Raw genomic sequence first — 10,914 nt, 5'->3', positions numbered from 1 at the left:
CCCAGGTCGGAGAGCAGGCCCCCGTCGCCGTCGGGCCGCGGGTCGGGCCGGGCTCCGGCGCTCTCGGAGGGCGGCGGCGCGCCCAGCCCCCCGGCCTCGGACAGCACCGAGGCCAGCGGGTGGTCGTGCACCACCCGCGCGTCGGAGAGGTACACGCGCGGCTCGCCGCCGTCGTCGTCGGCGCGCACGATGGCGAACCACTCGTCGTCGGCCTCCACCAGCAGGATCGAGACCTCGCTGCCCCGGTCGGTCGCGAAGTCGAGCATCAGTTCGGTGACGTCGTCGATGACGTCCACGTCCCCGAGTTCGACCTCGGTTCCCCGCCACGTCCTCCCGTTGGGAGCGAAGACCGCTGCGAAGGTCGACACCGCGTGCTCTCCTGTTCGCCCGGATGCTCTTCTAGAGCAGGTCCTTACCCCATACCGTCCAGTACACGCTGGAAGGACTGGGCGAATCCCAGCCGCTCGGACACGCTGGCCAGCACCTCGTCGGGGTACAGGTCCAGATCGCCCGCCAGGGCGCCCAGCTCCATCTCGTCCAGTCCGAGGTCGGCCACGATGGACAGGTCGCCCGCGGGCAGCACCTGGTCCAGGTCGTCGTCGTCCGGCTGGTCGATGTCCAGGTAGTCCAGGACGTCCCGGGCCACCTGCCAGTCCACGGACGCGGTCACGTCGGACAGGAAGAGGGAGACGTCCTCACCGTAGACGCGCACGATGATGAAGAAGTCGTCGCCGACCGAGACCAGACCGAGGGAGCCGCTGATGCTCGGCTGCTGGCGCAGGGCGTGGATCAGCCCCTTGAGGTCGTGCGTCAGGGTCACGGGGAGCAGGTCGACGTCCCAGTACTCCTCTTCCCTGTACGCGATGGCCGCGAAGTCGCCCGAGTCGTCGTCACCATGATCGAGCACTGTCATCGTCACCCCAACCCGGCCGGTGTATCGGTGCGGACGAAGGAATCCCGGATCGCCCGTGCGAGTGACATGGTAACGATCACTCCGGTGCCACCGTCCCCCTTGGTCCGCGTCATTCCGGACCACGCTCTCATGAGAACCGGATCCCCGCTGCCCCTCCGCCGCTCCCACGCCCCCCGGGAGGCCCCGGCCGCGCGGCCGCGCCGGTCCGGAGCGGGGACCGCGCGGCCCTCGGCGCCTCCGGTCCGGTGGATGCGCGCGGTTAGACTCGGGCAGGCCTCCTCCCCAGCCACCGTCTTGTTGTCCCAGCTCAACCGGAGAACGCTTTGGAAACCCTGGTCGTCGACCACCCCCTGGTCGCGCACAAACTGACCACCCTGCGCGACGTGGGTACCGACTCCCCGACCTTCCGGCGCCTGACCGACGAGTTGGTGACCCTGCTCGCCTACGAGGCGACCCGGGACGTCCGAGTGACGGACGTCACCATCCGGACCCCGCTCGTGGAGACCACCGGAACGCAGCTGACACGTCCCACGCCGCTCGTGGTGCCGATCCTGCGCGCGGGCCTGGGCATGCTCGACGGGATGACCCGCCTGCTGCCCACCGCCGAGGTCGGCTTCCTGGGGATGGCCCGCGACGAGGACACCCTCCAGCCCGCCACCTACGCCGACCGGCTGCCGCAGGACCTGTCCGGCCGCCAGTGCTACGTGCTGGACCCGATGCTGGCCACCGGCGGCACCCTGGCCGCCGCGCTCAGGCTCCTGGTGGAGCGGGGCGCCGACCACATCACCGCGATCTGTCTGCTCGCCGCCCCCGAGGGCCTGACCGCGGTGGAGCACAGGCTCGCCGAGGAACTGGACCCCGACCACGGCGCGACCCTGCGCGTGGTGACGGCCGCGGTGGACGAGCGGCTCAACGAGCAGGGCTTCATCCTGCCGGGGCTGGGCGACGCGGGCGACCGCCTCTACGGCTGCGCCTGAGACACATCCGCCCCATCCACCCCCAGCGCCCACCGGATCACGGTTGGGCGCTTTTTCGGCTCTTTTTGCTACCGGAGGAATGAACGACCGAAAACCGGGCATGCCTGCAGCCGACTCCCCCGTCCGCCCAGGTGGACACGGCGAGCCGGCGCAAGCGCCGACACGGTTTTGCATTAGCCGAATTCATTTCGAGACGGTAATGTAACAGAGAGGAGTGAAGATGGTTCTCGCACGCCCGTAAGCGGAGACCAGCCGGACCGAAACACCCCTCGCCCCTAGACCCCTCATCATCAGCCCGCTGACACCGCACGCCCGCGCCTCCTCCGGCGCGACGCTTCGTCCACCCTCCAGCGGCTACCGAAAGATCCCGGAAGAACACACAGCGCGACCCCCGTAGCCCCCAAGGAGTGAGATGACCGAGAACCCCTCCACCTCGACCGCCCGCGACTCTCGCTTCGAACCGGTGCGGAGCCGGTTGGCCGAGGAGTTCTCCGAGGTGCACCACACCTCCACCGTCACGCGGTGCGTGGACGCGGCGCGGCACGGCGCCGAGGACGTGACCGGCAAGGCCACCCCCGAGCTCGTGGAGCGGATCGCCCGACAGCACCTCCAGGTGCTCGCGCTGGCCTTCGCCGAGCAGTCCTAGCGGATCCGAGCAGGTCCTACCGAGGTTTTCGGCCTGTCCGAACTCCGGTGACCTGGACAGGGGGCTATGAATTACCCCCTTATATCCAGCAGTGTCCTTAATGTCATAGTCCTCAGCGGACCTGAACCACATTCCGGACCACCAATCACTGGGTTACCAACACCACCGGAACCGGACACAGCCCGCATGCGAGGAAGGTCCGACATACCGCCACGCCGAGGGTGCGCCCCAGGCTTTACGGGCATGATGGTCGGTGCGACAATCACTGCTGGGTTGGTGGGTCAGGTGGATTCCAAGGGGAGTCAGTCGTGGCGAAGTTGAAAAAATGGGGCGGCTACGCGCTCATCGCTTTCGTGGCGTTCTATCTGTTCACACAGCCGGAAAGCGCTGCGGGGGTCATCGAGAGCGCTCTGGGCGGTCTGATGGGGGGCGCGGAGTCGATGTCCCGTTTCGTCAACGCGCTCCTGTAACCGGAACGGTCGGGTGGCATGCGGCTCGTAGCGTCGAGTAACAGCGCTCCTGCGTCGGTCAACCGCTACCTCCTGCCGCACGAGCAGGACGTGGTGACCATCCGTCGGCACCCCGCGGTGCTGATCGGTCCGGTCGGAGCGGTCCTCGGCGCGCTGATCCTCGCCGGGATCCTCAGCAACACCTCCATCGCCGACAGCGCAGCGACGCTGGCGATCATCTGGTGGGTGTGGCTGCTGGTGTTGGTGTGGTTCGTGTGGCGGGTAGCGGAGTGGTCGGTGGACTACTTCGTCATCACCTCCGCACGACTCCTGCTGACCACCGGCCTGATCGTCCGGCAGGTGAACATGATGCCGCTGGGCAAGGTCACCGACATGAGGTTCGAGCGGACCCTGCTGGGCCGCTTCCTCGGTTACGGGACCTTCGTGATGGAGTCGGCCGGTCAGGACCAGGCCCTGAGCCGGATCGACTTCATCCCCTACCCGGAGCAGCTCTACCTGGAGGTCGTGGGGCTCATCTTCAAGGAGTGACCGCCGCGCCTCAAGGCCCACGCGGAGCACCCGCCGTCCCGGCGGGTGCTCTCGCTGTGTTCGGGCCCCTGCCGGGCGGGCGGTAGGCGGTCCCCGGTGAACCGTGGCCTCCGCACACGGCCGGGCCACTCCGGTGCGGTGCCACCGCGGCGCGGCGCCGGGCGCGCGGCCGGACCGGGCGCCCCCTTCGCGCTTCGTTCACCTTCCGTTCACCTTCCCTTCGGGTGACACACTCCTTTCCCCTGCGCAGGTCAGAGAACCGTCACACAGGGCATTCGTCACATCACGCATAGAACCCCCCGACCTGGGCATGTCTCCAAACAGGCCTCACACGGAGGCCGAGCCCCCGGTGGACCGAGCCCGCGAGCTCCAGCGAATTGACTCGAAGGTGAACGTACGGTTAACTTGGGGCATCTGAAACGGAAACGAGGAGGGTCCCATGGCGCGCAGGACGGACCGTGCACCCCACCCCACTCGGTTCTCGACGACCCGTCGGCGCATCCGCCTCTCGGCTGGGACCAACCGCCTCTCCGGTCTCGCGACCGAGCCGGTCAACGTCCCGCAGCCCCGCGAGGACGCCGACGCGACGACGTCGGGACACCCGATCATGCACTGGGTGCTGGTGACCGACGACAAGGGTCGGAGCCGCCCCGAGGTCCGCTGGCTCTAGCCAGCGGCTCGAACGAAGGCCTCCCCGCCGGATCCTCCGGACGGGGAGGCCTTCGTCATGGGCCCCGCGGCCGACCGCGCCCTCCGTACGGGCGGGTCCGGTCCGTGAAGGGCCGCACCGGGTCCGGCGCACGGGTGCGCGGCGAACCGAAGCGAGCACAGGGGGCCGCCCCGCGGGGCGGCCCCCTCGTCCTGTGCGGAGTCCGCGCGGGGCCTCCCGGCGACGCCCTCCTGGTGCCACGTCCCTTTGTCGACAAATCGGCTTGACCATAAAGAGCAAAGTGGTTAGCCATTACAGGGCCTCTGGCACCCCGAACACCGTGATGTCGGTCTCACGGATGTCCGCTTGACGGCCAAGAAAACGAGACGTATCGTCTTCCCCATGAGGCTGATCTTCCTGTAGTCCCGCGTCCGACGCCCGAGCCGCCGCCAGCGCCCAGTGCCGCACGGCGACCTCCCCACGCTCCCCGGCGTCGCCGTACCGCGGTCGACCACGGAAGGCCTCACCGTTCCCTTTTCTCGGACCCGCGCCATCGCCGCGCCCTGTCCGAAACCCGGAACGCCAGCGCCCCACCGTCGATCCGCGGCTCCTCTCCCAGCCACACCGCAGATCAGGAGGCGCGCATGCTCACCGCCCGAGTACGAGCACAGTCCCAGCTCACCCTCAACGACATCACCCACCGCTACGGCGACCACACCGTGCTCGACCGTGTCACCCTCACCATCAGCCCCGGCGAGCGCGTCGGGATCATCGGCGACAACGGCTCGGGCAAGAGCACGCTGCTGCGCCTGCTCGCCGGGGAGGAGGAGCCCACCAACGGCGACCTCACGGTCCGGGCTCCGGGAGGAACCGGCTACCTGCCGCAGACCCTGGAGGCGGTGGGGGTCTCCACCGGCACCGTCGGCGACGCGATCGACTCCGCCCTGGCCGTCCTGCGCGACATGGAGGCGCGCCTGCGCGCGGCGGAGAGCATGCTCGGCTCGGCCACCCCGGAGGAGCTGGACGCCTACGGCGACCTGCTGGCCCGGTTCGAGGCGCGCGGCGGCTACGACGCCGACGCGCGCGTCGACGCCGGACTGCACGGGCTGGGCCTTCCCGGCCTGGACCGCGACCGCCCGCTGAGGACCCTCTCCGGCGGGGAGCGCTCGCGCCTGGCCCTGGCCGCGATGCTGGCGGCCTCGCCCGAACTGCTCCTGTTGGACGAGCCCACCAACGACCTGGACGACCGCGCGGTCGCCTGGTTGGAGGACCGGCTCCGCCGCCACCGGGGCACGGTCGTGGCCGTCACCCACGACCGGGCGTTCCTGGCCAACGTGACCGACACCGTCCTGGAGGTCGACCACGACCTGCGCCGGATCCACCGGTACGGCAACGGCTACGACGGGTTCCTGGCCGCGAAGGCCTCGGCCAGGGCCCGGTGGATCCGCGAGTACGAGGAGTGGAGGGCCGACCTGGCCCGGCAGCGCAGGCTGGCCGAGAACAGCATCGCGGCCCTGAAGGCCATCCCGCGCAAGATGGAGAAGGCCGCGTTCGGCCACGGGGCGTTCAAGATGCGGGGGGCCGCGCACGGTTCCATGGGCCGCGTCCGCAACGCCAAGGAGAGGGTGGAGAGGCTGACCGCCGACCCGGTGGCGCCGCCGCCGGTACCGCTGCGGATGACCGCCGGGTTCACCGGATCCCGCACCGGTGAGAGCGCTCCGGCCGCCTCGCTGGAGGGGGTCCGGGTGGACCACCGCCTGGAGGTGCCCTGCCTGGACCTCGCTCCGGGCGAACGCGTGCTGGTCACCGGGCCGAACGGGGCGGGCAAGACCACCCTGCTCCGGCTCCTGTCCGGGGACGCGGTCCCCGACGAGGGGCGGGTTTCGGTCCCCGGCCGGGTGGGTTACCTGCGTCAGGAGGACGGTTCCTTCGCCGCCGGACAGACCGTGCTCGGCGCCTACGCCGCGGGGCGGCCCGGGTTCGCCGAGGACCACCGGGACGAGCTCGCCTCGCTCGGGCTGTTCCGGCCCGGGGAGCTGGACCAGCCGGTGGCGTCCCTGTCGGTGGGCCAGCGCCGCAGGATCGAGGTCGCCCGGCTGACGTCGGGTGCCTACGACCTGCTGCTCCTGGACGAGCCGACCAACCACCTCTCCCCCGGTCTCGTGGAGGACCTGGAGGAGGCGCTGACACGTTACGAGGGCACGCTGGTGGTCGTCACCCACGACCGCAGGACCCGACAGCGCTTCACCGGCCGCCACCTGGAACTACGGGAGGGGATCGTGGTCAGCGACTCCGTGTGAAGCGGACGTAGCGCTTTGTCGACAAATCGGCTTGACCATAAACCGCTATTACGACTAGCCGATATTCGGGGCCCGCCGCGCGGCGGGCCCCGAAGCACCGGTCTAGCCGGGTGCCATGTCGACGAACCGGCTGTAGTGGCCCTGGAAGGCCACGGTCACGTCCGCCGTGGGGCCGTTGCGGTGCTTGGCCACGATGATGTCCGCCTCGCCCGCGCGCGGCGACTCCTTGTCGTGCACGTCCTCGCGGTAGAGCAGGATGACCATGTCCGCGTCCTGCTCGATCGATCCACTCTCACGGAGGTCGGACACCTGCGGGCGTTTGTCGGTGCGCTGCTCGGGGCCTCGGTTCAGCTGGGAGAGCGCCACCACCGGGACCTCCAGCTCCTTGGCCAGGAGCTTGAGCGACCGGGACATCTCCGAGACCTCCTGCTGACGGCTCTCCACCCGGCCGGGCGAGCTCATCAGCTGGAGGTAGTCGACGATGACCAGCTTGAGGTCGTGCTGCTGCTTGAGCCGCCGGCACTTGGCCCGGATCTCCATCATCGACATGTTCGGGGAGTCGTCGATGAACAGGGGCGCGTTGGCCACCTCGCCCATGCGCCTGGCCAGGCGGGTCCAGTCCTCGTCGGTCATCAGACCCGAGCGCATGGTGTGCAGGGGCACCCGGGCCTCCGCCGACAGCAGGCGCATGACGATCTCGTTGCGCCCCATCTCCAGGCTGAAGAAGACCGCGGTCATGTCGTGCTTGATGGACGCCGCACGCGCGAAATCCAGGGCCAGCGTCGAGTTGTGGGTGGGGACCATCGACCGGGTGGCCAGGAACAGGTGGTCCGGGTGGTCCACCTGGACGCAGCGGACCGGAACGCTCTCCACCGGTCGCACCTCGGTGACGAACCGGGAGCCGATCCGTGCGTAACCTCGGTCGGCGCCGCGCTCCCGGTGCGCACGCCTCTTGCGTGCGAGTCGGAAGACCTCGCTCCTGGAGCCGAAGGTGACCGTGTAGCAGGTCGACGATTCCTCCGACCGGCCGCCGACCCGCCTGGTCGACATCCCGGTGCGGTACCCCAGGCTGTGCGCCAGTTCCCGGAAGCCGTTCGCCAGGCGCTGGCTGGTGACCGCGAACTGCACGGAGCCGGTGGCGTTCACCGTGCCGTCCGTGTCCAGCAGACCGGCGAGGAGGGCGCGCCGCTGGTCGACCGAGGCGCGCAGGTACTCCTGGGGGATGTGCTTGTTCCCCAGAACCCCGAGGGTGCGCAACCGCGCCTGGACACTGCCGTGGCTGGTGACGCACTCACGGCACCGGAGCTGACCGAAGCAGGGGCGCCCGCAGTCGACGCAGGAGGTGTGCGGCACAGGATCGGAGACGAAGCGCGCCTTGCCCCCGCACGACTGCCCACAGCTGCGCACGTGAGGCAGGGAGGGCACGAACTCCGTTCCGCACACCACGCACTCACGGGCCGTGGGCGTGGTGTCCTCCTCCGGCAGGAAGACACCATAGGTCATGCCGGTGGAGCCGACCGGCTTGGTCACGAGTCCCTCGGCCTCGATGTTGAGCAGGACCTCGGGGTCCGTGCTGGTGACCCGGGCGGCGGCGGAGGCTCCGTCACCGAGCCAGGCGCCGAGGAAGTAGGGCGGCAGGGGGAGGTCGCGTTCGGGCAGCTCGATGGCCTCCGCGTTGACCACCGAGTGGTTCAGCCTGCGGTCGGCGGTCTCCGTACGCAGGGTCCGGGCGATCTCCCTGGTGGTCCTCACCTCGGGCAGCACACGGGGAACCGTGCCCCGGGCCTCGGCCTCCCGGGCCGCGCGCCGCGAGGCCCGCGTGTGGGTCAGCCACTGGTGGTCGCCGTCGGCGACGACGGTGGTGCCGTCGTCGAACACGACCTCGAAGCAGGGCCGCCCGGTCATGACCTCGGTGGCGGCCACCACCCGGGTGGGTGTCCCGTCGGCGGCGATCAGCTCGGTGCCGACCTCCACCTCCCCCATGGTGGTCCATCCGCCGGGTGTCGGCAGGGGCGTGTCCAGGGCCAGCGCCTTGCCAACGGCCGGGCGGGCGGCGATGATGACCATCTGGCCGGGGTGGAGGCCGTTGGTGAGGGCGTCGAAGTCGGCGAAGCCGGTGGGCACGCCGGTCATGGTCCCGTCGTTGGCGCCGATCGCCTCGATCTCGTCCAGGGCGCCCGGCATGATGTCGGCGAGCGCGACGTAGTCCTCGCCGGTGCGCTTCTCCGCGACCTTGTAGATCTCGGCCTGGGCGTGGTCGACCAGGTCGTCCACCTCGCCGTCCCCGGCGTAGCCGATCTGGGCGATGCGGGTGCCCACCTCGACCAGGCGGCGCAGGACCGCGCGGTCGGAGACGATCTTGGCGTAGTAGCCCGCGTTGGCCGCGGTCGGGATGGCCTCGGTGAGGGTGTGCAGGTAGAGGGCGCCGCCGACCCGGGTGGCCTCGCCGCGCTTGGTCAGCTCGGCGTTGACCGAGATGGCGTCCACGGGCTCGCCGCGGGAGAAGAGGTCGACGATGCTCTCGTAGATGATCTGGTGCGCGGGGCGGTAGAAGTCGGCGGAGCGGATGATCTCCACGACCTGCGTGATGGCGTCCTTGGACAGCAGCATGCCGCCGAGCACGCTCTGCTCGGCCTGGATGTCGTGGGGCGGGGTGCGCTCGTATCCGCCTTCTTCAGGTGGCTGCTCAGCGACACTCACGAACGCTCCCCCGGGACGGTACTTCCGTCGACCCGGGAACGGGCCGACCCTTCCAGGATGCCCCATGGCGGACGCCGGAGGCGCCTCGACCGGAGGTTGTGGACACGTCCCCTACCACCATGTCCGGTGCCCCGCAGGGCATCCCGAACCGGGGTTGTGCACATCACCTGTGGATAACTTTGTCACGACCGCTGCATATAGCCTTTGACCTGCCAAAACGCAGGATGCAGTCAGGGGGTGCAAGATGCCTCACAGGGCGTGTTTCCACAAGTTATCCACAGGCTTCAGCCGGGGTGTGGATAACTCCACACCCGCGTAGAACGCGTGTCCGATACTGTGTGCTGGTCATGCCACAACTGCTTTCGGCCGCCCCTTTCCGGCACCGCCACGACCGCGAGATCCTCGCCCTGGCGGTCCCGACGTTCTTCGCGCTCATCAGCGAGCCGCTGTTCCTGCTCACCGACTCCGCGATCGTCGGCACGCTGGGCACCGAGGCGCTCGGCGGCCTGGGCGTGGCCGGGCAGGTGCTGCTCACGCTCGTGGCCGTCTGCGTCTTCCTCGCCTACGGCACCACCGCGGCGGTCTCGCGCAGGTTCGGCGCGGGCGACGTCCCCGGGGGCGTGCGGGACGGCGTGGACGGGCTGTGGCTCGCGGTCCTGCTGGGTCTCGCCGCCGTCGCGATCGGCTGGCCGCTCGGCCCGGTGATGGTGGAGGCGCTGGGCGCCTCGCCGGACGTGGCGCCCCACGCCCTGACCTATCTGCGCATCAGCCTGCTCAGTACGCCGTTCCTGCTCATCGTCATGGCGGGCACCGGTGTGCTGCGCGGCCTCCAGGACGCCCGGACCCCGCTGGTGGTGGCGGTCTGCTCCTACGTCGCCAACGCGGTGCTGTGCTCGGTGTTCGTGCTGGTCCTGGACTGGGGCATCGCGGGTTCGGCCTGGTCGACGGTGCTCGCCCAGGGCGGGGGCGCGTTCTGGTACGTGATGACGATCGCGCGCGCGGCCCGGCGCGAGGGCGTGTCGCTCATGCCCACGACGGCGGGCCTGCGCGCCTCGGCCTCGGCGGGGTTCGCCCTGTTCCTGCGCAGCGTGTCGATGCGCGTGGTGGCCCTGGTGACCACGGCGGTGGCGGCCCGGCTGGGCGACGCGTCGATCGCCGCGCACCAGGTGAGCCACAACATCTGGGCGCTGCTGGTGTTCGCCATGGACGCGATCGCCATCGCCGGGCAGTCCATCGTGGGCCGCTACCTGGGCGCGGGGGACGTCCAGGGCACCCGGGACGCCACGCGGCGCATGGTGGAGTGGGGCGTGGGACTGGGCCTGGTCTTCATGGCGGTGGTGTTCCTGGCGCTGCCGTGGGCGTGGATCCCGTTCACCTCCGACCCCGAGGTGCGGGTCCTGATCACGGCCTCGCTGGTGGTGGTCGCGCTGTTGCAGCCGCTGAGCGGGGTGACCATGGTGCTGGACGGCGTGCTGATGGGCGCCGGGGACCAGCGCTACCTGGCGTGGGCGTCCCTGTGGACGATGCTGGTCTTCCTGCCGTTCGCCCTGGTCCTGCCGCGGCTGGCGGACGGCCCCATGTGGGCGCTGGTGAGCCTGTGGATCGCCTTCGGGGTGTGGATCCTCGCCCGCGCGGTCACCCTCGGGTTCCGGGCCCGGAGTACGGCCTGGCTGGTCACCGGCGCGTACCGGCCCTGATCAGGGGCCCGCCACGGCGCGGCCGTGGCGGGCC

General features: G+C 70.2%; 10 protein-coding genes. 7 read left to right on the top strand and 3 right to left on the bottom strand.

Annotated features, from left to right (window positions below):
• Together DQW06_RS02790 and DQW06_RS02785 are read right to left on the bottom strand one after the other, a co-directional pair.
• Positions 1 to 368 (bottom strand): tRNA adenosine deaminase-associated protein (locus tag DQW06_RS02790; protein ID WP_117197898.1); only part of this gene is annotated, 368 nt, incomplete at its 3' end.
• 44 nt (positions 369 to 412) lie between these two features.
• The gene (locus tag DQW06_RS02785) at positions 413 to 913 is read right to left on the bottom strand and encodes a tRNA adenosine deaminase-associated protein (RefSeq protein WP_013155821.1); all 501 of its coding nucleotides are present in this window, start codon (positions 911 to 913) and stop codon (positions 413 to 415) included.
• Positions 914 to 1,236: 323 nt separating this feature from the next.
• On the opposite strand from DQW06_RS02785, the gene upp reads away from it, so the two are divergent.
• The 6 genes from upp (at position 1,237) to DQW06_RS02755 (ending at position 6,483) form a co-directional block, all read left to right on the top strand.
• Positions 1,237 to 1,890 carry a uracil phosphoribosyltransferase gene (upp, locus tag DQW06_RS02775; RefSeq protein ID WP_013155822.1) on the top strand — a complete coding sequence of 218 codons (654 nt, stop codon included), beginning with the start codon at positions 1,237 to 1,239 and terminating at the stop codon, positions 1,888 to 1,890.
• A gap of 412 nt (positions 1,891 to 2,302) precedes the next feature.
• The gene (locus DQW06_RS02770) at positions 2,303 to 2,536 is read left to right on the top strand and encodes a hypothetical protein (RefSeq protein ID WP_013155823.1); all 234 of its coding nucleotides are present in this window, start codon (positions 2,303 to 2,305) and stop codon (positions 2,534 to 2,536) included.
• A 308-nt stretch (positions 2,537 to 2,844) separates the two neighbouring features.
• Positions 2,845 to 3,006 (top strand): hypothetical protein, encoded by a 162-nt coding sequence (locus DQW06_RS29115; RefSeq protein ID WP_013155824.1) that lies wholly within the window; start codon positions 2,845 to 2,847, stop codon positions 3,004 to 3,006.
• A gap of 18 nt (positions 3,007 to 3,024) precedes the next feature.
• Positions 3,025 to 3,534 carry a PH domain-containing protein gene (locus DQW06_RS02765; RefSeq protein WP_013155825.1) on the top strand — a complete coding sequence of 170 codons (510 nt, stop codon included), beginning with the start codon at positions 3,025 to 3,027 and terminating at the stop codon, positions 3,532 to 3,534.
• 439 nt (positions 3,535 to 3,973) lie between these two features.
• Positions 3,974 to 4,204 (top strand): hypothetical protein, encoded by a 231-nt coding sequence (locus DQW06_RS02760; RefSeq protein ID WP_013155826.1) that lies wholly within the window; start codon positions 3,974 to 3,976, stop codon positions 4,202 to 4,204.
• Positions 4,205 to 4,827: 623 nt separating this feature from the next.
• On the top strand, positions 4,828 to 6,483 hold the full coding sequence (locus tag DQW06_RS02755) for a TlrC/CarA/OleB/SrmB family ABC-F type ribosomal protection protein (RefSeq protein WP_117197896.1): 1,656 nt from the start codon (positions 4,828 to 4,830) through the stop codon (positions 6,481 to 6,483).
• A gap of 102 nt (positions 6,484 to 6,585) precedes the next feature.
• Here DQW06_RS02755 and dnaB read toward each other — a convergent pair whose 3' ends face one another.
• Entirely contained in the window at positions 6,586 to 9,183 is a 2,598-nt protein-coding gene (dnaB, locus tag DQW06_RS02750) for a replicative DNA helicase (RefSeq protein WP_071623097.1), read from the bottom strand.
• A gap of 347 nt (positions 9,184 to 9,530) precedes the next feature.
• Here dnaB and DQW06_RS02745 point away from each other — a divergent pair, with 347 nt between their 5' ends.
• On the top strand, positions 9,531 to 10,880 hold the full coding sequence (locus DQW06_RS02745; RefSeq protein WP_013155829.1) for an MATE family efflux transporter: 1,350 nt from the start codon (positions 9,531 to 9,533) through the stop codon (positions 10,878 to 10,880).
• The last annotated feature ends 34 nt before the right edge of the window (positions 10,881 to 10,914 follow it).

The organism is Nocardiopsis sp. TNDT3 (assembly GCF_003427465.1).
Taxonomy (GTDB): domain Bacteria; phylum Actinomycetota; class Actinomycetes; order Streptosporangiales; family Streptosporangiaceae; genus Nocardiopsis; species Nocardiopsis dassonvillei.
This window is presented reverse-complemented; position numbering and strand designations above follow the sequence as displayed.

Excerpts from the sequence above, each read along its gene's own strand:
- DQW06_RS02785 (WP_013155821.1), bottom strand. The coding sequence starts at position 913 with ATGACAGTGCTCGATCATGGTGACGACGACTCGGGCGACTTCGCGGCC.
- DQW06_RS02770 (WP_013155823.1), top strand. The coding sequence starts at position 2,303 with ATGACCGAGAACCCCTCCACCTCGACCGCCCGCGACTCTCGCTTCGAA.
- DQW06_RS02765 (WP_013155825.1), top strand. The coding sequence starts at position 3,025 with ATGCGGCTCGTAGCGTCGAGTAACAGCGCTCCTGCGTCGGTCAACCGC.
- DQW06_RS02760 (WP_013155826.1), top strand. The coding sequence starts at position 3,974 with ATGGCGCGCAGGACGGACCGTGCACCCCACCCCACTCGGTTCTCGACG.
- DQW06_RS02755 (WP_117197896.1), top strand. The coding sequence starts at position 4,828 with ATGCTCACCGCCCGAGTACGAGCACAGTCCCAGCTCACCCTCAACGAC.
- DQW06_RS02745 (WP_013155829.1), top strand. The coding sequence starts at position 9,531 with ATGCCACAACTGCTTTCGGCCGCCCCTTTCCGGCACCGCCACGACCGC.